The sequence below is a fragment of the Nostoc sp. UHCC 0251 genome (genome assembly GCF_034932245.1).
Lineage (GTDB): Bacteria > Cyanobacteriota > Cyanobacteriia > Cyanobacteriales > Nostocaceae > Nostoc.
Genome location: NZ_JAYGHD010000048.1, coordinates 1 through 25,520, shown reverse-complemented (window position 1 = coordinate 25,520; position 25,520 = coordinate 1). Strand labels below are relative to the sequence as shown.

The 25,520-nt window shown below is 42.3% G+C and carries 19 protein-coding genes and 2 pseudogenes; 13 read left to right on the top strand and 8 right to left on the bottom strand.

What is annotated here, in order from left to right; translation table 11 throughout:
* Window positions 1–290: pseudogene (locus VB740_RS08765) on the bottom strand (hypothetical protein); the annotation flags it as partial.
* Between VB740_RS08765 and VB740_RS08760 the strand changes: the two are divergent.
* Window positions 266–955, top strand: a complete 690-nt coding sequence (locus tag VB740_RS08760; RefSeq protein WP_323199648.1) for a hypothetical protein — start codon at window positions 266–268, stop codon at window positions 953–955. The pseudogene VB740_RS08765 and the gene VB740_RS08760 sit on opposite strands and share 25 nt — an antisense overlap.
* A 71-nt stretch (window positions 956–1,026) precedes the next feature.
* Here VB740_RS08760 and VB740_RS08755 read toward each other — a convergent pair whose 3' ends face one another.
* The 3 genes from VB740_RS08755 to folD all read right to left on the bottom strand — a co-directional run bounded on the left by VB740_RS08755 (window position 1,027) and on the right by folD (window position 3,785).
* Window positions 1,027–1,482 carry a divergent PAP2 family protein gene (locus VB740_RS08755; protein ID WP_181932004.1) on the bottom strand — a complete coding sequence of 152 codons (456 nt, stop codon included), beginning with the start codon at window positions 1,480–1,482 and terminating at the stop codon, window positions 1,027–1,029.
* 338 nt (window positions 1,483–1,820) lie between these two features.
* Window positions 1,821–2,753, bottom strand: a complete 933-nt coding sequence (crtE, locus tag VB740_RS08750) for a geranylgeranyl diphosphate synthase CrtE (RefSeq protein WP_323199647.1) — start codon at window positions 2,751–2,753, stop codon at window positions 1,821–1,823.
* A 153-nt stretch (window positions 2,754–2,906) separates the two neighbouring features.
* Window positions 2,907–3,785 carry a bifunctional methylenetetrahydrofolate dehydrogenase/methenyltetrahydrofolate cyclohydrolase FolD gene (gene folD, locus VB740_RS08745; RefSeq protein WP_323199646.1) on the bottom strand — a complete coding sequence of 293 codons (879 nt, stop codon included), beginning with the start codon at window positions 3,783–3,785 and terminating at the stop codon, window positions 2,907–2,909.
* A gap of 248 nt (window positions 3,786–4,033) precedes the next feature.
* Between folD and VB740_RS08740 the strand changes: the two genes are divergently transcribed.
* The 9 genes from VB740_RS08740 to VB740_RS08700 all read left to right on the top strand — a co-directional run bounded on the left by VB740_RS08740 (window position 4,034) and on the right by VB740_RS08700 (window position 13,816).
* On the top strand, window positions 4,034–4,507 hold the full coding sequence (locus tag VB740_RS08740) for a hypothetical protein (protein WP_323199645.1): 474 nt from the start codon (window positions 4,034–4,036) through the stop codon (window positions 4,505–4,507).
* Window positions 4,504–4,941 (top strand): NUDIX hydrolase, encoded by a 438-nt coding sequence (locus VB740_RS08735; protein WP_323199644.1) that lies wholly within the window; start codon window positions 4,504–4,506, stop codon window positions 4,939–4,941. Before VB740_RS08740 ends, VB740_RS08735 begins: the two co-directional genes overlap by 4 nt.
* Before the next feature lie 249 nt (window positions 4,942–5,190).
* Window positions 5,191–6,294 (top strand): AI-2E family transporter, encoded by a 1,104-nt coding sequence (locus VB740_RS08730; protein WP_323199643.1) that lies wholly within the window; start codon window positions 5,191–5,193, stop codon window positions 6,292–6,294.
* A gap of 345 nt (window positions 6,295–6,639) precedes the next feature.
* Window positions 6,640–8,241, top strand: a complete 1,602-nt coding sequence (locus VB740_RS08725) for an alkaline phosphatase (protein WP_323199642.1) — start codon at window positions 6,640–6,642, stop codon at window positions 8,239–8,241.
* A 234-nt stretch (window positions 8,242–8,475) separates the two neighbouring features.
* Window positions 8,476–9,675 (top strand): AAA family ATPase, encoded by a 1,200-nt coding sequence (locus VB740_RS08720; RefSeq protein WP_323199641.1) that lies wholly within the window; start codon window positions 8,476–8,478, stop codon window positions 9,673–9,675.
* Window positions 9,669–10,298 carry a DUF4276 family protein gene (locus VB740_RS08715; RefSeq protein ID WP_323199640.1) on the top strand — a complete coding sequence of 210 codons (630 nt, stop codon included), beginning with the start codon at window positions 9,669–9,671 and terminating at the stop codon, window positions 10,296–10,298. Before VB740_RS08720 ends, VB740_RS08715 begins: the two co-directional genes overlap by 7 nt.
* 101 nt (window positions 10,299–10,399) lie before the next feature.
* Window positions 10,400–13,033, top strand: a complete 2,634-nt coding sequence (mutS, locus tag VB740_RS08710; protein WP_323199639.1) for a DNA mismatch repair protein MutS — start codon at window positions 10,400–10,402, stop codon at window positions 13,031–13,033.
* A gap of 34 nt (window positions 13,034–13,067) precedes the next feature.
* A complete protein-coding gene (locus VB740_RS08705; protein ID WP_323199638.1) occupies window positions 13,068–13,190 on the top strand; it encodes a hypothetical protein in 123 nt (40 codons plus the stop codon).
* A gap of 239 nt (window positions 13,191–13,429) precedes the next feature.
* On the top strand, window positions 13,430–13,816 hold the full coding sequence (locus tag VB740_RS08700; protein ID WP_323199637.1) for a hypothetical protein: 387 nt from the start codon (window positions 13,430–13,432) through the stop codon (window positions 13,814–13,816).
* Window positions 13,817–13,895: 79 nt separating this feature from the next.
* On the opposite strand, the gene VB740_RS08695 is transcribed toward VB740_RS08700, so the two are convergent.
* Window positions 13,896–15,191, bottom strand: coding sequence for a lipid-A-disaccharide synthase (locus VB740_RS08695; RefSeq protein ID WP_323199636.1), 1,296 nt, complete (start codon window positions 15,189–15,191; stop codon window positions 13,896–13,898).
* Window positions 15,192–15,350: 159 nt separating this feature from the next.
* Here VB740_RS08695 and VB740_RS08690 point away from each other — a divergent pair, with 159 nt between their 5' ends.
* Both VB740_RS08690 and VB740_RS08685 read left to right on the top strand, forming a co-directional pair.
* Window positions 15,351–15,953 carry a hypothetical protein gene (locus VB740_RS08690; protein WP_323199635.1) on the top strand — a complete coding sequence of 201 codons (603 nt, stop codon included), beginning with the start codon at window positions 15,351–15,353 and terminating at the stop codon, window positions 15,951–15,953.
* A gap of 559 nt (window positions 15,954–16,512) precedes the next feature.
* The gene (locus VB740_RS08685) at window positions 16,513–20,499 is read left to right on the top strand and encodes a magnesium chelatase subunit H (RefSeq protein WP_323199634.1); all 3,987 of its coding nucleotides are present in this window, start codon (window positions 16,513–16,515) and stop codon (window positions 20,497–20,499) included.
* A gap of 367 nt (window positions 20,500–20,866) precedes the next feature.
* Here VB740_RS08685 and VB740_RS08680 read toward each other — a convergent pair.
* Together VB740_RS08680 and VB740_RS08675 are read right to left on the bottom strand one after the other, a co-directional pair.
* Window positions 20,867–21,214, bottom strand: a pseudogene (locus tag VB740_RS08680) (ABC transporter transmembrane domain-containing protein); the annotation flags it as partial.
* A 304-nt stretch (window positions 21,215–21,518) separates the two neighbouring features.
* Window positions 21,519–22,397, bottom strand: a complete 879-nt coding sequence (locus tag VB740_RS08675; protein WP_323199633.1) for an aspartoacylase — start codon at window positions 22,395–22,397, stop codon at window positions 21,519–21,521.
* Window positions 22,398–22,566: 169 nt separating this feature from the next.
* On the opposite strand from VB740_RS08675, the gene VB740_RS08670 reads away from it, so the two are divergent.
* Window positions 22,567–23,733: an AGE family epimerase/isomerase gene (locus tag VB740_RS08670; protein WP_323199632.1), complete on the top strand. Its 1,167-nt coding sequence runs from the start codon at window positions 22,567–22,569 to the stop codon at window positions 23,731–23,733.
* Window positions 23,734–24,080: 347 nt separating this feature from the next.
* Here VB740_RS08670 and VB740_RS08665 read toward each other — a convergent pair whose 3' ends face one another.
* Window positions 24,081–25,409 (bottom strand): ATP-binding protein, encoded by a 1,329-nt coding sequence (locus VB740_RS08665; RefSeq protein WP_323199631.1) that lies wholly within the window; start codon window positions 25,407–25,409, stop codon window positions 24,081–24,083.
* Between the last annotated feature and the right edge of the window lie 111 nt (window positions 25,410–25,520).

Below are 25,520 nucleotides of genomic sequence, written 5' to 3'. Positions count from 1 at the left end.
TGGGCATTGGGCATTGGGCATTGGGCATTGGGCATTGGGCATTGGGCATTGGGCAATAGTTCATCTCCCCCTGCTTCCTCTGCTCCCCCTGCTCCCCCTGCTCCCCCCCACTCCCCACTCCCCACTCCCCACTCCCTAATTTTATTTTTGAGTAACAAAATATATTTTTTGACACTCTTTTCATCCCCATACTGAAGTAGCTGGGTTTTCAGCTTTTTTCTTATAAAATCTTCTAAGACACCTTGATTTACATAATCTAACTTTTGTGCATAGATTTCAGACTTTACCAAGTGTTTTAGGATTAGCAATCGCAGGGTTGATTGGTGGCATGAGTTCTGTTTTTGCCCAACAAGCCATACCCCTTTGTCAACCACCGAATTCGGGTGAGTATCTTTTATTAGTAGTCAGTCCTACAGCAAATAATCAAAAGCAGTTGCGTAGTGCCTTACCGCCAGAACTTAAGACTATTACCTGCAAATATCTCAACGAAACTGTGACACGGATAGGGGGCTTTAACAAAATTGATGATGCTAATCGATGGGCAAGGTATGTCAGCAATATTGTTGGCTTGTCTGCTATCATCACCACTCGACCAACAACGCCAGATGTGCAGCCACAGCAACAGGCACAGCTACAGGCACAGCCACAGCCACAGCCCCAGGCACAGCTACAGCAACCTCAGCAGACAGTTTATAATCCTCAAGCATTAGGAGAAGGTTATGCAGTGCTGGTAGATTATTACAACCGTCCAGAACTAGTTAATAGTGTGCAACAAGCAGTAGGAGGTAACGTAGGTTTTGTTTCTTATGGACAACGCCCTTACTTGTTGGCAGTTTATACCACTAACCAAACTGAAGCATACAACACATTGCAGAAGTTGAACAATGGCGGTTTCGTTGCCAGCATAGTAGATAGTCGTAAGGTAATTCTGCTGCGCTCAACTGTGCGCTTGTAGTCATTAGTCATTAGTCATTAGTCATTAGTCATTAGTCATTAGTTAATAAACTGTAGACTGTAGACTATTGACTAATAAGCAGACCTAGCTAACCAATAGATAGTTATGCCCAAAGCCGAACCAGCTATTACCTGAACTGGTGTATGCCCAAGTAATTCCTTCAGACGGTCTTGGCTAAAGTCTGGTTTTTCATGAAATAATTCATCAATCATTTGATTGAGAATACGAGCTTGCTTACCAGCTGCTTGGCGAACTCCGGCTGCATCATACATGACGATGATGGCAAAAACTATTGCAACGGCAAAATCAGGAGATGCCCAACCCAGTGTTTGCCCTACACCAGCGGCTAGAGCTGTAACTAAAGCTGAATGGGCACTGGGCATACCTCCGGTTGTCACCAAAACACGTATATTCAGTTTGCGATGTTTGATGATCTCGACTACGAGCTTTAATGCTTGAGCAATTAAACAAGCTACCAGAGCAACCAGCAGCACCCGGTTGTCTAAAATGTTGCCTATGTCCTGCATGGTATTTTGGTTAGGTTAGTAAATATTAGCAGCAGTTGTTGGTTGAGGAAACATTTAGATTCAACCCAAAATACAAAATTAACCTAGTACATCACGGCGAAAACAGACCAATTACTCAAATTCACCTAAAAGCTTACTTGATAAACTTTTTGGATTTTGAATAAGGGAATTTTGAATTTCGCTGGGCGGTGTAGTATAGCATGACGTAAATAAACCACCTATTCAAAACAAGCAGAAAGCTCAAAATTAAAGCCTTTTGACTTTTGACACTTCGACTCCTTTCGGCTGCGCTCAAGACAAGTCGCTCAGTGTTAACTTTTGACTTCCGCCTTGCGGTACTAGTTATTGCGACTAATAATAAAATGAGCGATCGCTTGGAGTGATTTGGCTCTCTCTCCAAATGGTTCTAATTCCGCACAAGCTGCTTTAACTAGCTCTTGGGCTTTTAAGCGAGATTCCTCAAGTCCCCAAAGGCTAGGATAGGTCACTTTTTGGGCTTTTTGGTCTTTACCCGCAGTTTTACCTAATTGCTCTTGAGTAGCAGTGATATCCAGAATATCATCGATGATTTGGAATGCTAGCCCAATATTTTGAGCATAACGGGTGAGTCGCTGCACATCCTCAGGTGATGCCCCAGCTATGATCCCGCCACAAACTACGCAAGCTTCCAAAAGAGCAGCTGTTTTATGTTGATGGATGAAATTTAAGGTTTCTAGGGAAATATCTGATTTACCTTCCGACTCTAAATCGACAACTTGACCGCCGACTAAACCAGCTGCCCCTAGCGCCCGACCAAGACGGGCAATTACCTGCAATACTAGCTCTCTCTTAACATTTTGGGGGGTTTGAATGGCAACAAACTCAAAAGCCAAAGCCAACAAGCCATCTCCAGCCAAAATCGCCACATCTTCGCCATAGACTTTATGATTTGTCAGCTTCCCACGACGGTAATCGTCATTATCCATCGCCGGCAGGTCGTCATGAATCAGCGACATTGTGTGGATCATCTCCACAGCACAAGCAGTTGGCATAGCCATTTCGATGGTTCCACCGATCATTTCACAGGTAGCAAGGCAAAGAATGGGACGTACACGCTTGCCTCCAGCTAATAACGAGTAGCGCATCGCCTCATAAATCGTTTCTGGATAAATGATGGGGATAGCCTGATCTAAAGCAGTATCACAAAGCTTTTGTCGTTCTTTCAGATAAGCTGCTAAGTTAAACGTGGCTTCCTCTGGTGGTGTCTTTTGAACGTTATCAGTTGCTACCATTCTTTAATTCCTGACATTTTGAGATTTTTGTCTTATACGTCACAATTTTAAGGTGCTGTGGCGCTGAAAAAATGAAGAATTAGGAGAGACGCGATTAATCGCGTCTGTACAGGAGTTATGAGTTAATATTAATAACTCTTAGCTTTTAACTCCTCACTCTCTTGCTGCCCTGGAATAGCTAGCAAATGTATTTTGCAACAATATAGCGACAGTCATAGGGCCAACACCACCAGGAACGGGGGTAATAAATTCTGCTACATCAGTGGTTGATTCAAAGTCGACATCGCCAATTAAGCGACTTTTGCCACTAGCATCGGTGATGCGATTCATCCCCACATCTACCACAACAGCACCCGGTTTTACCATGTCAGCAGTGATTAGTCCGGGACGACCGACTGCTGCAATTAGAATATCAGCATTTTGGGTGATGGTTTTGAGGTCATGCGATCGCGAGTGAGCGATCGTGACTGTGGCATCAGCTTCTAGTAGCATCAGTGCCATTGGTTTACCCACCAAAATACTGCGTCCCACGACTACTGCCTGTTTCCCCTGCAAAGGAATTCCATATTCTTCTAAAAGCCGCATCACACCAGCCGGGGTGCAGCTACGTAAACCGGTTTCTCCCCGTACTAGTCGCCCCAAGTTAACTGGGTGGAGTCCATCAGCATCTTTATCGGGATCAATTTGATGTAGCAGCGCCACAGCATCCAAGTGGTTAGGTAAAGGCAGTTGCACGAGAATGCCATCTACCCGTTCATCGTGGTTTAGGGCAGCTATGACCTCTTCTAACTCCTCAAAAGTAGTTTGGGCAGGAAAATGCTTACCAAAAGAGGCGATCCCAACTTTAGCGCAAGCTTTTTCTTTATTACGGACATAAGCCGCTGACGCTGGATTATCGCCAACCATCAGCACTGCTAAACCAGGAGGTCGTCCAATTTTTGGTTGTAATTGTGTAATGGCAACAGAAAGTTCTTGCTGAATTTTTGCTGCTATTGCCTTACCATCAAGGAGTTTGGCAGTTTTTGTTTCCATGAAAATTACCAGCTATATTCGCCTTTTGTCAAAACACTTGCAACAAGTCTTTCTCCTTGTCCTCTTCCCCCTGCCTCTTCGTTGATTTCGTAGCGTTCTTCTCACAGTAAATCCATAATCTTTATTTTCTCAGATCAATGGCGTTATCTGAAGAATAAAGAATTAAGGATGAAATTCAGAACATTTTTTGCTCAGTTGAGAGTGTGTTTTTGAAAGTGCAGAGAATAGTATAGATGGGAACAGACCTGATGAAACTGGCGACAAGGCAAGCAGTGAAGCAAAAATTTGCTCAATCGGTGGCTTTCATGCAACAAACGAGAAATTTATCCCTTTCGTTCTTGTACGGACACAGTATTATTCCCTACCGCTTGGGGTTGGTTTTTTTATTGGTGGTGGGACTTTGTAGTTGTGGTAGTTTAACCTCGTCTGGCTTGAATGGAACTAATTTTACAATTGGTGCCAATGTCACCCCAATTCGAGAAATTAAACCAGAACAACAAAATCAAGCTACAGTTTACATCCAAGGTAAGGTGGAAAAGAAAGCTCCTTTGATGAAGCAGTGGGCTTATGAAATGAGTGACTCGACTGGCAAAATTTGGGTTGTCACCAATCAAAGGAATCTGGCCGAGGGGGCACAAGTAGTGATTAAGGGTAAAGTTCGCTACCGAAGTATCCCTTTAGCTGGTAAAGAATTGGGGGAAGTTTATCTAGAAGAAGAATGAACAATCAACCGATACATGTAGCGATCGCAATTCTCTATCAAAAAGACAAGTTTCTCATGCAACTGCGGGACAATATTCCCGGTATTCTCTACCCTGGCTACTGGGGGCTATTTGGGGGTCATATCGAATCTGGTGAAACGCCAGAGGTAGCAGTGAAGCGAGAAATCTTAGAAGAAATTGGCTACAATTTACCACCCTTTGAGAAATTTGGCTGTTATCCCGACGAAAGAGTTGTCCGGTATGTCTTTCATGCACCGCTGTTGGTGGAATTAAATCAACTGGTTTTGAATGAAGGCTGGGATATGGGGTTATTGACCACAGAAGATATTCACCAAGGTAACTGTTATTCGCAAAACGCTGGCGAAGTCCGGCCTTTGGGAAATATGCATCAAAAAATTATGTTGGATTTTATCGAGACAAACCAACAAACCTAGTACCGCAAGGCAGAAGTCAGCCCCTTGGGGGAAGTCAAAAGTCAAAAGTCAAAAGTCAAAAGTCAAAAGTATTATGGAATAAGCTCTTTAGAGATTTTAAATGATTGCTCTATTTCCGCCGTGGCGTACTAGTTTATCCTTGCTTGCGTATATTGCAATTGCATCATGATCTCCTAAATAATAATATGCTTTTTCATGAATCAAAATCGAAGCCAAAATAAAGTTAGAACTCTTGTGGAGTCATCACCAATGCAATCAGCAAATAAACTACCGCGATGGTTAACTATAGGGTTGGCATTTCCGATTATTATTCTCAACGGCTGGCTATTGCTTCAGGTTGTAAAGTATTTTCAACCTTTGGTCAGCATTATCGCCGCCGCCATCCTGCTAGCTTTTGTCTTGAACTATCCAATCCAGTTTCTCCAAGAACAAGGGGTAAAACGCAACGTGGCGATTGGGGGAGTGTTGCTTTTGACTCTAGTGGTTTTAGTAGGTTTAGGCATTACCTTGGTTCCCTTGATTATCCAACAGCTCGTTGAGCTAGCTAATATATTGCCCAGTTGGATTGATTCTGGTACTCAACAGTTGCAAACTTTTCAAGATTGGGCATTAAGTCAACAAGAACTTCCGATTAATTTAAGTGGTTTATTTACCCAAGTTCTTGAGCGATTATCTAACCAACTTCAGTCTTTCACTGGTAGAATTCTTGGTTTTGCTGTCGATACCATTGGTATTGTGCTGAACGTGCTGCTGGCGGTGGTGCTGACTATCTACCTAATATTGAACGGTGAACGTCTTTGGGACGGAGTTTTTCAGTGGTTTCCCCCTAACATTGGGTCAAGAATGCGGGAATTACTGCGAGAGGATTTCCACAATTACTTTATCGGTCAAGCAACATTAGGAGCCGTATTAGGAGTAACAATTACACTAGCATTTTTGGCGTTGCAAGTTCCCTTAGCTCTACTTTTTGGCATTGGTATTGGTTTATTTTCTCTCTTCCCCTTTGGTACAGGAGTAGGTATCGCTATAGTAAGTTTGTTGGTGGCACTGCAAAACTTTTGGTTAGGAGTTGAAGTCTTAGGCGTCGCTGTTGCAATCGACCAAGTTAATTCTAATTTTATAGCACCTAGACTTCTCGGCAATTTGACTGGATTAAATCCTGTGTGGGTAGTAATTTCTTTGCTGTTGGGAGCAAAGTTGGGAGGAGTGCTAGGTTTGTTAATTGCGATCCCTATTGCCAGTTTTATCAAGGATATAACAGATAGCTGGCGGGCTGGAGAGTTTAACAAGATAGATGATATCGTGTCAGAACCTATAAAGATCGCTAGTGAAACAGCAGGAACTTATAGTTGAAATTCAAGTTAAAAAATCGAGTTTAATTTGTGCGATCGCAATTTTAATATCCGCTTCTGGATCAGGATAACATTGTTGGTACAATCTAATGATATTGAATAGATTTTGACTGTATTCAATGGCGTGGGCAGTGTTGCCAGCAATAGAGTTAACGAAATTATTGATTTCCCGTACGATACCAGCGACGAGTTGTCCTTTGCTGGTAAAAAACTAATTTATATTAATTGTAATTATAAAAATATTCTTTTTTATTAACCGTTGGATAACCCAATCTTTACTTGCTGGAATAACAGAATGTGCTAAACACTTATTTTGTAATACTTCTTAAGCTTGCCATTATTTATCATGGAATCCAATCGCCCATTGCAGCTAAACCGCCGCCAGTTTTTGCTCCGTTCAACTATCACAGCAGGTGGAATTATAGCCACAAATCTTGTATCCAAATCACAAGTTTTTGCCCAAGCGCCTGCAATTATCACCTCTGAGAAAATGCGTCCTGCTATACCTTATGGTGTAGCTAGCGGAGATATCTCTAACGATAGCATTGTCATTTGGAGTCGTAGCGATCGCCCCGCCAAAATGATCGTAGAATACTCTACAAGCGAATCTTTTAAAAATGTGCAGCGAGTTGTGGGGCCCAATACTTTAAAAAATAGTGACTTTACAGCACGAATTTTTCTGAAGAATTTACCAGCAGACCAACAAATATTTTATCGGGTAATTTTCCAAGATTTAGATTATAAAGGCACTTACAGCGCTCCCGTCAAAGGCGCTTTCCGAACTCCCCCCAAATTTGGGCGAGATATATTCTTTGTGTGGGGTGGTGACACTGCCGGTCAGGGATGGGGAATTAATCCTGATTTTGGTGGGATGAAAATTTACGAAACTATGCGCCAACTTCATCCCGATTTTTTCATTCATTCTGGCGACAATATTTATGCTGATGGCCCCATTCAATCAGAAGTAACTCTAGACGACGGCACTGTTTGGAAAAACATCACCACACCAGAAAAATCAAAAGTAGCAGAAACTCTCACAGAATTTCGTGGTAACTATATCTACAATTTGCTGGATGAAAACATCAAGCGTTTCAACGCTGAAGTTCCCATATTGGCACAGTGGGACGACCACGAAACTACAAATAATTGGTATCCTGGAGAATTTCTTCTCAATGATGACCGCTACACAGTTAAAGATGTTAACTTACTAGCAAAAAGAGCAAGACAAGCGTTTTTAGAATATCTACCTATTGGTTGTACAACCGATAATCCAGACAAAGCGAGAATTTATCGCTCTTTCAACTATGGGCCATTATTAGACATTTTCATGCTGGATGAGCGCACTTATCGGGGACCAAACACACCTAATCGTCAGCCAGTACCAAGTAAAGAAACAGAAATGCTGGGCAGAACACAAATACAATGGCTGAAAAAGCAATTGCTCTCATCAAAAGCAACATGGAAAGTGATTGCTAGTGATATGCCATTGGGGCTGATAATTCGAGATGGTAGCACTGATTTTGAAGCTTGGGCTAATGGAGATGGCCCAGCTTTAGGAAGAGAACTAGAAATTGCCGATTTACTACGATTTATCAAAAACAAGAATATCCAGAATGTTGTTTGGTTAACTGCCGATGTACATTATGCAGCAGCCCATTATTACGACCCTGCTAAAGCAAAGTTTAAAGACTTTAAGCCTTTTTGGGAGTTTGTCGCTGGGCCTCTTAACTCTGGCACATTTGGGCCAAATCAATTGGAAAATACTTTTGGCCCACAATTAGTATTTCAAAGCCTTCCTTCAGGTACGAAAGCAAATCGTCCCCCAAGTGAAGGTTTGCAATTCTTTGGAGGAGTTAAAATTAATGCTCATACAAAGGTGATGACGGTAACACTGCGTAACTTAGCAGGGGAAATTGTTTACAGCCTAGATTTGCCGCCAGAAAAATAAATCGTCAAAAGCACAGTCAGATGTAGCCAGTTAGATAAAGTAATTATGCAATTTTTTACTTTGTCTGCTGGCTTTGTTGTTTTTTGGCTGAAGTGTCGAATAATAAAAAATCTTGTGCGATCGCCCTTTGCCTGTAAATCAGGTTATCATTAAATACTGTGGTAATTCTTCCCATAATTACTAGCAAATATGACCTTAATCAAATATAGATAATTAACTAAATAGGAAAATTGAATGGAAGGTAAAATATTTATCCGCACTCTGCGATTAGAAAACTTCCTTTCTTATGGAAGTGAGGGTGAAGAAATTGAACTACAACCTCTGAATGTATTAATTGGATCTAATGCTTCTGGGAAATCTAATTTTATTGAAGCAATTGGGATTTTAAGGGCAACACCTACAGACTTACCCGCCCCATTTCGGCAAGGGGGAGGCATTAGTGAATTTTTGTGGAAGGGTGGACAGGAAAATCCAGTAGCCAAAATAGAAGCTACTTTAAATTATCCTCAAAGATCCCAGAAGTTGCGCTATTATGTTAACTTGACTTCGATTGGTCAAAGACTAGAGCTAGTAGACGAAGCTGTAGAAAATGAACAAAGATATCAAGGTGAAAGCGATGTCTATTTTTACTATCGTTATCAAAGTGGTCGTCCAGTTTTAAATATCAACAAAATAGAGAATAATGGAGAACCATTAAGACGCTCTCTTCGCAGAGAAGATTTGATTCCAGATCAGTCAGTATTATCTCAACGAAAAGATCCAGACCTGTATCCTGAACTCTCTTATCTCAGCAGAGAATTTTCCCATATTGGTTTATATCGTCACTGGCAGATGGGACGATATTCAGAACCAAGAAATGCTCAAAAAACTGATTTGCCCGAACATCCTCTACTAGAAGATGGGAGTAATTTAGGTTTAATGTTAAACAATTTACAACACCAAATAGGTAATAGAAGAATTATTGAAAAACTGAAAAAATTTTATGAACCAGCCGAAGAACTGAGTGTAAGAATATATGGTGGTACAGTACAGATATTTATTCGTGAAGAAGGTCTTATTCAACCAATTCCTGCAAATCGTTTATCTGATGGTACACTCCGTTATTTATTTTTAATGGCTTTACTGCTTGACCCAACTCCACCACCACTGATTTGTCTGGAAGAACCAGAAATAGGGTTACATCCAGATATTCTATCTACAATTGCAGAAATGTTAATAGAAGCATCAGGGCGAACTCAAATCATAGTTACTACCCATTCTGATGCTTTAGTTTCTGCTTTAAGTGAATATCCTGAATCAGTTCTGGTGTGTGAACGTGATGAAAAAGGCTCTAACCTCCACCGCCTTGAACCTGATAAGCTAAAAAATTGGCTAGAAAATTATACTCTTGGCGACCTCTGGCGGATGGGTGAAATTGGGGGAAATCGATGGTAACAGAGGTGAGAATTTATATAGAGGGTGGTGGAGATGGAAAAAATACGAAAGCTTTAATTAGGCAAGGATTTAGCCAATTTTTCAAACCACTTGTAGAAATAGCTAAAAATAAAAAAATTAAATGGGATATTACTATATGCGGTTCTCGTAATAACGCTTTTCGTGATTTTAGGAATGCTTTAAAATATCATCCAGAAGCCTTTAATGTCTTGCTTGTTGATGCAGAAGCATCTGTTACCTTACAGTCTCCTTGGAAACATCTGAAGCTTAGGGATAATTGGGATGAACCACCAGATATTGATGATAGCCATTGCCATTTAATGGTACAAGCAATGGAAGCTTGGTTTATTAGTGATATAGCAACGCTGAAAACATTTTACGGACAGGGATTTAAAGAAAATGCTATGTCCAAGAATACTAATGTGGAGACTATCGACAAGGATAGTTTAGAACCAAGCTTAAAAGCTGCAACTCGTAGCACTACAAAGGGTGAGTACCACAAAATAAAACACGCCTCGAAGCTTCTAGAATTGCTGGACGTGGACAAAGTACGCCAAGCTTCGCCATACTGCGATCGCCTTTTTAGCACACTAACAGCAATAATGGGTGCATCAGCAAGCTAATATAACAAAGGGTAAAATATCCTTGAGCGATCGCCATTCAACTTTCACATCACGTTATCATCGGATATTGGGGAATTTCCGTGCGTAACTCGATAGCATCTATGACCGCCTCTCACTCTGAAACTCCATCTACCAAGCCTGATGCAAGTACTTTTATTGCTGACCATCAACAGGTGGATCGCAGTAAACTAAGTCAAATGTACTTGCATTATGTCGAGACGAAGGATAAATATCCTCACGCGGTATTGCTGTATCGGGTAGGAGATTTCTTTGAATGCTATTTCCAAGATGCTGTAAAACTAGCGCAAGAATTGGAATTAGTTCTCACTAGTAAACAAGCTGGGGAACAGGGACGAGTCGCAATGTCTGGTGTTCCGCACCACGCTTGGGAACGCTACGCAACGCTGTTGGTAGAAAAAGGCTATGCAGTCGTAATTTGCGACCAAGTAGAAGATGCTTCTGAAGCTGCTGGTAGATTGGTGCGACGCGAAGTAACGCGCATCCTGACTCCTGGCACTTTGCTGGAAGAAGGAATGCTCAAATCAAGTCGCAATAATTACTTAGCAGCAGTAGTAATTGCTGCAAATCATTGGGGTTTAGCTTATGCAGACATCTCTACAGGCGAATTTCTCACTACTCAAGGTAGTGATTTAGAACATCTGACACAGGAATTAATGCGTTTGCAACCATCCGAGGTGTTGGTTCCGACAAATGCGCCCGATTTAGGTAGTTTGCTGCGTCCGGGAGAAACTTCGCCTCATCTCCCCCAGTGTTTACCACCATCATTTTGCTATAGTTTGCGATCGCAAGTTCCCTTTTCCCAAGGCGAAGCTAGACCTAGATTATTGCAGAAATTTAAGGTGCGATCGCTCGAAGGACTCGGTTGTGATCATCTTCCCCTCGCCGTCCGTGCAGCTGGTGGTCTTCTGGAATACCTAGAAGATACCCAAAAAGAAAACCCTGTCACCCTTCAGAAACTCCGCACCTACACTGTCACCGACTATCTAATAGTTGACAATCAAACCCGCCGTAATCTGGAAATTACCCAAACCGTCCGGGATGGCACTTTTCACGGTTCTCTACTCTGGGCATTAGATAGAACTAATACAGCGATGGGTGGGCGTGCTTTGCGGCGGTGGTTGTTGCAACCCTTACTCGATATTAAAGGCATTCGGGCGCGGCAAGATACCATCCAAGAATTGATGGAAAATACGCCCCTACGTCAAGATTTGCGGCAGTTGTTACGCCAAATTTATGATTTGGAACGCCTCACAGGCAGGGCGGGTTCTGGTACAGCTAATGCTAGAGATTTAGTAGCTTTGGCAGATTCCCTCTCACGCTTACCAGAATTATCTCGCTTGGTAACTGAAGCGCGTTCTCCATTTCTCAAAGCTTTACAGAAAGTTCCTACTGTGTTGGAAGAATTAGCACACAAGTTACACGCGCATCTTGTGGAGTCGCCACCCATACTAATTAAAGAAGGCGGATTGATTCGCCCTAGCGTAAATCCCCTGTTAGATGAGAGAAAGGCAACTGTAGAAGCAGACCAGCAATGGATTGCCAATTTGGAAGTTGATGAGAGGGCTAAGACGGGAATTCCGACTTTGAAGGTAGGATTTAACAAAACCTTTGGTTATTATATCAGTATTTCCCGCAGCAAAGCTGACCAAGTACCGGCTAATTACATCCGCAAGCAAACTCTGACCAATGAGGAACGTTACATCACCCCGGATTTGAAGGAACGGGAAGCGCGGATTCTCACAGCGCGGGATGATTTAAATCAGTTGGAATATGAGATTTTTACGGCGTTGCGCGAAGAGGTAGCACAAGAGGCGGAAGTAATTCGCAATCTGTCTCGTGCAGTAGCGGCGGCGGATGTGTTGTGTGGTTTGGCTGAGTTAGCGGTGCATCAAGGTTACTGTCGTCCAGAAATGTTGTCAGGAAGAGAGATAAACATTGTTGATGGGCGTCATCCGGTGGTAGAACAGTCTTTACCTGCGGGTTTCTTTGTGCCGAATTCGACGCAATTAGGTGAAGAGTCATTAGTCATTAGTCATTTGTCATTAGCAGATGACCAAGAACAAATAACAAATGACCAAGGACAAAGGACAAATGACAATCCCGATTTGATTATCCTCACCGGGCCAAATGCGAGTGGTAAAAGTTGTTATTTGCGTCAAGTGGGATTGATTCAGTTAATGGCGCAGATTGGTAGTTTTGTACCAGCTAGGTTTGCTAGATTGGGAATATGCGATCGCATTTTCACCCGTGTAGGTGCAGTGGATGATCTCGCAACTGGTCAATCTACGTTCATGGTAGAGATGAATGAAACGGCAAATATTCTCAACCATGCTACATCTAGGTCGCTGGTGTTGTTAGATGAAATTGGTCGGGGAACGGCAACTTTTGATGGTCTTTCCATAGCTTGGGCAGTGGCAGAATATATAGCAGTGGATATTCGGGCACGAACGATTTTTGCTACTCACTACCATGAGTTGAATGAACTCGCTAGCATTCTACCGAATGTGGCTAACTATCAAGTAACAGTGAAAGAATTACCAGACCAAATTATCTTTTTGCACCAAGTCCAACCGGGAGGCGCTGATAAGTCTTACGGAATTGAGGCGGGAAGATTGGCGGGTTTACCAGCCGTAGTTATTCAACGAGCAAAACAAGTGATGGGGCAAATTGAAAAGCATAGTAAGATTGCGATGGGGCTGCAAAATCTGGATTGATATATTAATGATGCGGTTGTTTCTTGATTTTACTATGACAGAAGCGCTCAAAAATAACACACTGCAACTTTATACAACTGAAATGTCTGAGGCTGCCGGCGAATTAATTGCAGGTGTGGAATTAGACGATGAGTTATTAGACATCTCCGAAAATTAATTGCATGACCCCTCTCCAAACCTCTCCCCGAAGCGGAGAGAGGCTTTGATTCTTGCTCCCCAACGCTAGTAGGGAAGGGGTTGGGGGTTAGGTTTGAGATAAAGTTGCACACGGCGTAAGAGTAGGAAATTTGCCAAGTAGTTGAAATCTTGTCAACCTTTATGCTTAAAATTGCACAAGAGGTTTATTTAGCATCTACTAAAAGCTAAAGTCAACCCTTTGCAGGACTCCGATAAGCAATGCTGACTGAAATTTTGCCTTTCCGCTTTGAGTTAAACACGATCGCGATCGCAGGAGCGAGTTTGTGGTCATTGGCCCTATATCTAGGTTTTTCCCCAGTCAATGAATGGGTAATCGAGCAACTCAACCGCTGGTTTAACTTTGCCGAGCGATCGCTTTATACCAGCCAGACAGAATTTGAAAAGACTCGGAAAGCCAGAGAATCCCAAAACGCTTTTTACGCCTCACTGTTTAGTATCGCGCCTTTTTTGGTAGTTGGTGCTTTATGTAACTGGGGTCTGGAAATTAGTTTAGGTGAAAGTTGGGGAATTAGTACAGGTATATTAGCTTGTATGGGCGCTGGCATTTATGAACTTGGCCGCAGGGATGGAGAATCTTCGGATTAAGTAGAGAGCGGAAAAGGAAAGACTTACTGCAATTTATCCTCCCCTGCTCCCCCTACTCCCCCTACTCTCCCTGCTCCCCCTACTTCCCAATTTCCTCACCAACAATCTGTGCTATTTTCTGGGCTGCACCACTTTCTCCACGAATATTACGGAGTTGAGCGCGGATATCAGCCAATTTTTCTGGATGGGTTAAAAAGTCTACAACCATTTCTCCAATTTCTTGCGGTTGAAGTTTACCCATAAGTTCTGGCACTATCTCTTCCTGTGCCCAGATATTTGGCCATGCTAATAAACCTTTATGTTTCACGAATCTTAGGAATAACCAATTAATCACGTTGGTAAAGGGCGTGCCTAGCACTGGGAGATTTGACAACAAACCAGGTAAACCATCCCAAGCACGCATGGCATCAAGTTGCTGGGTTGGCAGCAAAACAATCATTGGCACTCCCAAAGCACCAAGTTCGGCAGTGTTTGCCCCCACCGTAGTTAAGCAGATGCAGCATTGGGATAATAAATGATATGCAGGGTTTTCTTGCCACAGTTCCACAGTTAAGCCCGTTGTTGTTTTGAGCAATGCCTTGCTGTTATCATCCTTTGGCACAATTAAAGAAGCACCACCAAAGCCAAATGTTTCAGCAATAGGGTTCTTTTGGGGATCGGCAAAACTAGCTAAAGTTTGTAAATCTAATGTTGGGGCTACAGGAATCACAAACTTGGTTTGGGGTCTTTTTTTATGAACGTATTCGGCAATGCCTAGACTTAATGGCACTCCTTGAGCTAATTTTGCGGCTTTTGAACCAGGGAGTAAACCAATGATTGGGGAGTGGGGAGTAGGGAGTAGGCTTGTTGTGAGCGTAGCCGAACGGGAGTAGGCAGTGCTGACTTGTTCTTGTGCTTCTAGCATCAAATCACCGACAACGGTGAATTTGTGAGCATATTTCTGGGAGATACCAGCAGCAACTTCAGGTTTCATCACGCCAAAGCGGTCAATCCACTTATGCCAACGGGCTGACCATTCGGCGTAAACTACTGTGCGATATCCGAGCTTTTTGCCTATGACTACGGGGAAAATTTGATCGCCACCGAGGAAAACAACTACACCGTGACTTCTCCAATCCCAATTATCAAATGTTTTACCCCAAAGCAAAAATGGCCAAAAATGCTCTGCTCCCTGTACTCTATCTACTTCTGGGTAAGAAAGAGCGATCGCAGCTTCTTTACCACTGGCATTTGAGCAAGGTGATAATACCACAGAAATTCTCACTACAGAAGGGTCATTCCCTAGTTCTTGCCGCAACGCTTTCACTACTGGACGCACCCAGGTTGTTACCTCTCCAGGGCCATTTGATAGGATGAGAATATCTACTTGAGTCATTAGTTAATCATAATATTCGGCAAGTTGGCGTAAGCGTTCGCGTAGCGTCTCGTAGAGAAGCTCGTCGTAGACATCGCTCTTGTTGATCCCATTCCCAAGAAAACATCTATAAACGCGATAGGATCAATACTCATAGATTAATATTTAATCATATTTATAATGTCTTATAGTGACTTCTCGCTCTCAAAAGTCAAACGCGACTTTAACTTAACTACGGTTGAAAATGGACGGTTTTTACCTGAAACGCACTCCATAGAACCTAGTTTTTACCTCAAAGAAGCATTAAGCGAAGGACTACCAATAGCAACAGCAACAGGCTCAGAAAAAGCTCGCTCAGAGTTAATTATTAGTCCAATTCTTGTAGAAGTTCGGAAAATTCTTGAACGCAAAGTCAGCTTTTTTTCGGGTGAAGATTTTACCGTCGCACCAGAATTAGGCTTAAGTGGAGTATGTGATTTTTTAATTAGCCGCTCACCTGAGCAAATATTTATTGAAGCTCCTGCGATCGTGATTATTGAAGCGAAAAAAGGTGATTTAAAACCCGGTTTAGGGCAATGTGCAGCAGAAATGATTGCCGCCCAAAAATTTAATGAAATCAATAATATACCGATTAAGACAATTTATGGTAGCGTCAGCAGTGGTACGGCTTGGCGATTTTTGAAATTAGAAGGGCAAATATTGAGTATTGATTTGAATGATTATACCGTTCCGCCAGTGAAAATACTTTTGGGAATCTTGGTTTGGATGGTGCGGGAAGGTTAGATATTTTGATCTTTGTGTCTTATGTGTCTGTGCTTAAATCATATAAGGCTAAAACCATTATTGAGTGGATAGTGTAGAGACGCGAAACTTTGCGTCTCTACAGGTCTATCTATGGTTATCCAAAAAATGCTTAACCGAATTGTATTTGTTGATAATTTCTCAATTTAACCTGAAAGAAACCCTGCCTATTTAATAATTGGTATAAATGGCAACTATATACATGATTGGAGCCTGCCTATGCTAACTAAAAAATATTTAGTCAGCATAGGCAAGTTTCGTTAAATAGATTTAAATCGCTAAATAGCTATTTAACTATTAAAAATAAGTATTACAGAAAATTTACATATATGTGAGCGGATACTTTTAAACATAGTCAACAATTACAAAGAAATATTTCGTTTTTTATATCGATTTGTGTCAGTTACACGATAAAATGCCCACTGGGCAAGCGTTTTCTGATAAAAAACACATATTGCCTAAAGATCACAAAGTTACCTGTGGCTGATGATGCCGCTAGGAACTTCTAGTAGAGAACACGCATCAAAGGAGCCGAAGAAGCATGTTCACACACGTCAAGTCCACCATTAGACACATTGCGCCTGATAACTTACGCGGACGTAATTTAATCAAGGTGGTCTATGTCGTGCTTGAGTCCCAGTACCAGAGTGCTTTGTCGCAAGCAGTTCGCACGATTAACGCGAACAATCCCAACTTGGCGATTGAAATCAGCGGGTACTTGATTGAGGAACTCCGCGACCCAGAGAACTACGAAGAGTTCAAACGAGAAATTGAGAGTGCGAATATCTTCATCGCTTCCCTCATTTTCATCGAAGACTTAGCACAGAAAGTAGTAGCAGCAGTAGAACCACACCGCGATCATCTGGACGTTTCTGTTGTATTTCCCTCCATGCCAGAAGTAATGCGCCTGAATAAAATGGGCAGCTTTTCCTTGGCACAGTTGGGTCAGTCAAAGAGTGTAATCGCCCAATTCATGCGGAAACGCAAAGAAAAATCCGGTGCGGGATTCCAAGATGGGATGCTGAAGCTTTTGCGAACCTTGCCGCAAGTGCTAAAGTTCCTACCAATGGATAAGGCACAGGACGCCCGAAATTTCATGCTCAGTTTTCAGTATTGGCTAGGTGGTTCACCAGAAAACCTGGAGAACTTCTTGCTGATGCTAGCTGATAAATACGTATTTAAAGGTTTAGAGAAACAAAATTTTGCACCTTCTACATATGAACAGCCGGTGGTTTATCCCGATTTAGGGATTTGGCATCCTTTGGCTCCGAGTATGTTTGAAGATGTGAGAGAGTACCTTAATTGGTACACAGCTCGTAAGGATATTTCTAGTGATCTAAAAGATCCCCTAGCTCCTTGTGTCGGGTTAGTGTTGCAACGTACTCACCTAGTTACAGGGGATGATGCCCATTATGTAGCAATGGTGCAGGAGTTAGAAGCACTAGGCGCACGGGTACTACCTGTGTTTGCTGGTGGTTTGGATTTCTCCAAGCCTGTTGAAGCCTACTTCTATGAACCAAATACCAACACACAGTTGGTAGATGCAGTGATATCGCTGACTGGTTTTGCTTTAGTGGGTGGCCCAGCCAGACAAGATCATCCCAAGGCAATTGAGGCACTCAAACGCTTAAATCGTCCTTACATGGTGGCGTTACCTTTAGTTTTCCAAACCACAGAAGAGTGGATGGACAGTGATTTAGGTTTACATCCAATTCAAGTAGCTTTGCAAATTGCAATTCCTGAATTGGATGGAGCAATTGAGCCGATAATTTTATCGGGTAGAGATGGAACTACAGGGAAAGCGATCGCACTGCGCGATCGCGTTGAAGCTGTAGCCGAACGCGCCTTAAAATGGGCGAACCTCCGCCGCAAACCGAAGCTAGATAAAAAAGTCGCCATCACCGTTTTCAGCTTCCCGCCAGATAAAGGCAACGTCGGAACCGCAGCGTACTTGGATGTATTCGGCTCCATCTACGAAGTGATGAAAGCCCTCAAAAATAACGGCTACGACTTACCAGAATTGCCAGAATCCGCCGAAGCGTTGATGCAAGAAGTCATCCATGACGCTCAAGCGCAGTACAACAGCCCAGAACTGAACGTTGCTTACAAAATGTCGGTTCCTGAGTATGAGGCACTTACCCCTTACTCTCAACGCCTAGAGGAAAACTGGGGGCCACCTCCCGGACATCTCAACAGCGACGGGCAAAACCTGCTGATTTATGGTAAGCAATTTGGTAACGTCTTCATCGGTGTACAACCTACATTTGGTTACGAAGGCGACCCGATGCGGTTGTTGTTCTCCCGTTCAGCTAGTCCTCACCACGGCTTTGCTGCCTACTACACTTACCTAGAGCAAGTTTGGAAAGCTGATGCTGTACTGCATTTTGGTACACACGGTTCCTTGGAATTCATGCCAGGTAAACAGATGGGGATGTCTGGTGATTGTTATCCAGATAACTTGATTGGCTCAATTCCCAACCTGTATTACTACGCAGCGAATAATCCGAGTGAAGCGACAATTGCCAAACGCCGCAGTTATGCCGAAACAATTTCTTACTTGACACCGCCGGCAGAAAATGCTGGTCTGTATAAAGGTTTGAAGGAACTCAGCGAATTAATTGCTTCCTACCAAACCTTGAAAGATAGTGGACGCGGTGTTTCCATTGTCAACAGCATCATGGATAAATGCCGGATCGTGAATCTGGATAAGGATATTCACCTGCCAGAAACCGATGCCAGAGACATGAGTGCCGATGAGCGGGATAATATTGTTGGCAACGTCTACCGCAAGTTGATGGAAATCGAGTCTCGGTTGTTGCCTTGTGGTTTGCACGTTATTGGTAAACCGCCAAGTGCAGAAGAAGCGATCGCAACTCTCGTCAACATTGCTAGTCTAGATCGTCAAGAAGAAGGAATTCAAGGCTTGCCGGGAATTATCGCCAATAGCATTGGACGTAGCATTGACGATATTTACCAAAATAATGACAGAGGCATTTTAGAAGATGTCCAGTTATTGCAAGATATAACTTTGGCAACCCGTGCAGCAGTTACTGCCCTTGTACAAGAGCAAATCGACGCGGAAGGACGAGTTTCTTTAGTTTCCCGGTTGAATTTCTTCAACATGGGCAAAAAAGAACCTTGGGTAGAATCATTGCATAAAGCAGGTTATCCCAAAGTCGATAACGCCGCCCTAAAACCCCTATTTGAGTATTTGGAATTCTGCCTAGAGCAAGTTTGTGCCGATAACGAACTCGGAGCATTACTCAGAGGCTTGGAAGGTGAATACATCCTACCTGGCCCTGGTGGCGATCCCATCCGCAACCCGGATGTATTACCCACGGGTAAGAATATCCATGCTTTAGATCCGCAATCCATCCCAACAACAGCAGCAGTACAATCAGCCAAAATCGTTGTAGACAGGCTTTTGGTACGTAACAAGGTAGAAAATGAAGGTAAATGGCCAGAAACCATCGCCTGCGTCCTTTGGGGAACCGATAACATCAAAACTTACGGTGAATCCTTAGCGCAAATTATGTGGATGGTGGGTGTGCGCCCAGTTCCCGATGCCTTGGGACGGGTGAACAAGTTGGAATTGATATCTTTAGAAGAGTTGGGACGACCCAGAATTGATGTGGTAATCAACTGTTCTGGTGTATTCCGTGACTTGTTCATCAACCAAATGAACCTGCTAGACCAAGGCGTGAAGATGGCAGCTGAGGCGGATGAACCCTTAGAAATGAACTTTGTTCGCAAACACGCTTTGCAGCAAGCTGAAGAAATGGGGATTAATCTGCGTCAAGCAGCGACGCGCGTTTTCTCCAACGCTTCTGGTTCCTACTCGTCAAATATCAACTTGGCAGTAGAAAACAGCACTTGGGATAGCGAAGCCGAGTTGCAGGAAATGTATCTCAACCGGAAATCTTTCTCCTTCAATTCCGATAACCCCGGAATCATGGACGAATCCCGGCAGATTTTTGAAAGTACATTGAAAACTGCTGATGCAACTTTCCAAAATTTGGATTCTTCCGAGATTAGCTTAACGGACGTTTCCCACTACTTTGATTCAGATCCTACTAAGCTGGTGGCAAGTCTGCGCGGTGATGGTAAAAAACCAGCATCTTATATTGCAGATACAACCACAGCTAACGCCCAAGTGCGGACATTATCAGAAACCGTGCGCTTAGATGCGCGTACCAAATTATTAAATCCCAAATGGTACGAGGGGATGCTGTCTCACGGTTACGAAGGTGTGCGCGAATTATCCAAGCGGTTGGTGAATACAACAGGTTGGAGTGCGACAGCCGGCGCTGTGGATAACTGGATTTATGAGGATACTAATGAAACCTTCATCAAAGATGAAGAAATGCAGAAACGTTTGCTGAACCTTAATCCCCATTCTTTCCGCAAGATTGTATCAACTTTGTTGGAAGTGAATGGACGCGGTTATTGGGAGACTAGCGAAGATAATTTAGATCGTCTGCGCGAGTTGTACCAGGAGGTTGAAGACCGGATTGAAGGGATAGAATAGTACAGATTAGGCAGGCTTATACCTGCCTTTAGTCTTTTCTAGATATTTACTCCCAAATATTGGAATTTTAAATATCAGAGTATAGAATAGTACTTCCAGGGCGGGCATCTTGCCTGCCTTTAGCTTTTTATAGGTATTTACTACCAAATATTGGAGTTTTAAATATGAACAACGTTTTAAAAGAAGAGTTATCAAAGCAAGAATCAAGTCAAATACGTTCTAATATTGAGCGTATTATTTCAAGTTACAGACATATTTGGGATATTTATACAGAGCTATTACAAAATAGTGCAGATGCAATTATTGAGCAGTTTGGTGAGGAAAATATTAGTGAAGGTAAAATTGCACTGGAAATAAGTCCTGATGTGGGTAGGATTGCCAACCAAGCTACATTGGGAGCTATCACAAGAAATGAACCGACCACAGCTAAAATAGTGGTGATAAATTGCAGAATTTCCGCAGCCCCAGAATCAAGAAACCGTTCTAATTGATTGATGTCATCGTTTAAAATTGACAAAAGTGTGCCTGTAGAAGGTTCTTCAAAGTAGCTCAGTTCTAGTTCCTGTAAATGACTATAGGCATCAAGACGCAGCTCGTGCTGGATGGTTTGGGCTAGGTTGCGCCATAGGCGATCGTAAATAAATTCAGATAGTGATTCTAAAGTCCAAATTAATAATGTTAATAATGATAGAACTCCCAATTGTCCAATGATGTTAGTATATGTAGGGTGTGTTAAGGCTTCCGTAACGCACCAAAATCTTCGGATGGTGCGTTAGCCTACGGCATAACACACCCTACTGAAATATTTTCAGAAATCAAATATGATTCCTATAGTCCTCTATACTGTCATTACCTCAGAAACTATGACTATTCACTGTCACCGTTGCTATTAGCACTTATTAAGCATGAGCGTGAAGGTTGGAGGATAATCATATTTCATAATTTCACACTTTATTTGTCTTAATTTGATATGAGATAAATTAAGGCTAAAATTAGGACTGCGCTACCAAAGAAATGTCTTAAACTACCTCTTGTTGTTTTTGAGTGAGATACATGGCAATTCCTTTCTCGTAATAAGCTGCTTCATTAATAAAAATAGGATAAACAGTAGACGCTCCCTCGTAGAAAATATCTTGTCCTGTAAAAGTCAGAAACATTGGATCACCTGGATTCAGAGGCTCATAATCTCTAAACTGAAGCTGGGGATGAATCATAGCTTGAATCTCTTGGTGATTGCTTCTAGGATAATCAATTGTCTCAATATATTGATAGAATGTAAGAATGCTTTTGGTCTGTGGAATATTACCTTGGTTGCAACCTTCAAAATAGTCTAGTATTGCATAAATAAGCTGCTCTGTCTGCTGAAATAATTCAGCGTTTAAAATATTCTGAGCTACAGCACCAACTTCTATAACAAAACCCAATTCGCACAAAGAACGGAGAAAACCACCTTCTCTAGATTGTTGATTAACAAAAATCTTTACCATCGGATTGATAGAACTTAAATAAGCGCCTAACCGAAGTAAGAAAGGATGCATATCACAAAAAATCAGACTTAACCCCATGTTTGCAGTTGTGCTATGCAAATCAACAATTACGTCCACAAAAGGCTGATTTTGCGGTTGTAGTATCTGTTGGATTGCTTTTGCCCGCGTATCTTCATAACTTAAAAGTTGGGGATTTTGTAAGCTTTGATTGGTGAAGCAACGATTTAAATCTTTGTCAATGTATCGTTTGCCTTCTTCAATAGCTTTGAGATTGCCAAGTAATGCCAGAGTTTCAAAACTTACTCTGTTGATTAAATTAGGATACTGCTGAAACTTTTTGACTAGATGTACTCCTGTTAACTCATTACCGTGATTTCCTCCAACGATCGCAACTCGTTCAATCTGACTCATAACAACCTCACTGGCTCCCCTACGGTTATTGAGAATGGTGGAAGATACAAGATAGAAGTATAACTGCTGCTGACTAAATCTGTAAAAGACTAACGCAATCGCTCCAAGTTCAAGCCAAAATGTGATAACTGTTAAGCTGTTGGTTTTAGCACAAAAGGGGAGGAAATTTATGGAGTATAATTTTCAAGCATTCGCTGAACTTTACAAAAACGCTCTCCTCAACGACGTACTTCCATTTTGGGAAAAATATTCTCTCGATTGGCAGCAAGGCGGCTATTTCACCTGCCTCGATCGCGAGGGTAAAATTTATGATACAGACAAATTAATCTGGCTGCAAAACCGCCAGGTGTGGACTTTTTCTATGCTTTACAACCAGCTAGAAAAACGCGAAAACTGGTTAAAAGTTGCTAGCAACGGCGCTAATTTTCTCGCCCAACATGGCAGAGATAGCGATGGTAACTGGTACTTTGCCCTCACTCGTGAAGGAAAACCACTAGTTCAGCCTTACAATATCTTTTCTGATTGCTTTGCAGCAATGGCATTTAGTAAATATGCACTCGCTGGCGGCAAAGAATGGGCAAAGGATGTGGCGATGCAGGCTTATAATAACGTATTACGCCGCAAGGACAACCCCAAGGGCAAATATAATAAAACCTATCCCGGCACACGCCCGATGAAATCGTTGGCTGTACCAATGATTTTAGCCAACCTGACTCTAGAAATGGAATGGTTGCTGCCAAAGGAAACACTAGAGAATGTCCTAGCTGAGACAGTCCGCGAAGTGATGAGCGATTTTCTCGACCAAGAACGGGGACTAATGTACGAAAACGTTGCCCCTGATGGTTCCCACATTGATTCTTTTGAGGGACGCTTAATTAACCCAGGTCACGGTATCGAAGCTATGTGGTTCATCATGGACATCGCCCGTCGCCAAAACGACACCAAAACTATCAACCAAGCTGTTGATGTGGTGCTAAATATCTTAGATTTTGCTTGGGATAACGAGTACGGCGGATTGTATTACTTTATGGATGCAGATGGTCATCCTCCACAACAATTGGAATGGGACCAAAAGCTGTGGTGGGTTCACTTAGAATCTTTGGTTGCATTAGCGATGGGCTATCGCTTGACGGGGCGTGAGATGTGTTGGGAATGGTATCAAAAAATGCACGATTACACCTGGTCACACTTTGCTGATGCAGAATACGGTGAATGGTTTGGCTATCTCAATCGCCGTGGAGAAGTATTGTTGAACCTCAAAGGCGGCAAATGGAAAGGATGTTTTCACGTACCGCGTGCATTCTACCTTTGTTGGCAGCAATTTGAGGCATTGTAACCTGCGGTGGTCACTGAGCCTGTTGAAGTGCGGTAAACAACGCAGTCAGTTTAATCTTTGCTAGTGTACAAATAGTATTGGAAAGATGTCTCATGAATGTTGTGACACCTAAGCGATTTACGATCGCAGAATACCATCAATTGATTGAACGATTTCTTTATCGAATCAATCAGTGGCGATTCCTGGATTTGAAGATGCATTATTAGACTTGAGTCGTTTGTTTCCAGAGAGTGCAGTCGCCCCTGTAGTTGAATACGATTGAAGCTTGTAGAGACGGCGATTTATCGCGTCTCAAAAAGCTCATGAACTCAGCGATTGGCTGGGCTTACCAATTACTAAAGAGTTAATCATAAACTAAATTCCGCTGCGCCATCCTCATCCATATCTGCATCCTTACCCACAGCAGTAGGTTTAAATTTAGAGCCATGAATTAATTCACCAAACGCAATTCCTGAGTTTTGGTGAAGAATATTTAGCACACTCATAAAATCTCGCACAATTTCCCCTGGTGTCAGTAATGCTTCTGCACCCAAGCGATTAATAATTTCTTGTACAAACTCCTTCAACTCACGATTCGTCAAAGTCTGTTCATACCCAAAATTGAGTGCATGAATCTCAGCTAAACGTTGCAGAAGCGTCAATATTGCTGCTTCACTCAACGGATTTAGCCGAATCACTGGGCCCAAATGTTCCTGAACATTAGCTTGTGCAGCAAAACGGCTTTCTTTTGTGCGTCTTTGCCAAGCTTGGTCTGCAAAAAGTCCCCGCTTAGGGTCTTCTAAAAACTTAGTTGTTCCACCAACAACAATACCAAGATGTTCTGCTTTACATTGCATGGTATCGTTAAACATTGCGAGTAGTCGATTATAGTTCTTTTCCCGCGTGACTGTAGTAGATATTTGATATATGTGTACAGCTTCATCAACTAAAATTAACAGTCCTTTATAGCCAATCTCAGCGACAAATTTAGCAAACAGTTTTATATAGTCATACCAACTATCATCATCAATAATCACGCGCACCCCTAAAGCTGCTTTTGCCTCAACTTTAGTAGTAAATTCTCCCCGCAACCAGCGCATTGCCGCATTTTTTAAATTATCATCATCCATGCGGTAGCCGCGCCAATAAGCAATAATCACGCTACCAAAATCAAAACCGTGAACTAAGTCTTCAATATACTGAACTACTTCTCTAATTTTCGATTCAACTTTGTCATCAAAACCATCGTCATTCGGACGCATTTCAGTTTCTTTAACCACTTCTTGTTGAATTTTATTAATCCATCCTTCTAAAATAGAGACTAAAGCACCACCATCAGGACGAGTTTTTGTAGCTAGGTGGCTCATTAATTCTCGATAAGTGGCTACACCTTCATTGTTGCTTCCAGCTAATCGCCGTTCAGGGGATAAATCAGCATCAGCTACTACAAAACCTTGCTCCATAGCGCGGTTGCGAATTAGTTGCAGTAAAAAACTTTTACCGGAACCGTAGTTACCAATTATAAAGCGAAATGCTGCTACACCTTCTGCAATATCATCAAGATTTTGTAATAGGCTTTTTAGTTCTTTTTCTCGCCCTACTGCTATATATTCAACTCCCACTCTTGGCACTACCCCTGCACCAAGAGAATTGATTAAAGCAGTGGAGATTTTTTTCGAGATTTTGAGCTTTGCCATGTATTAAACTTTACTTTATTCTAAACGCAGAAGCACGCAGTAAATAGATAAGGTACATATAGGATTACTATTTGATTTTTGAACAAAGTTAAGTATTGTAGGGTGCGTTAG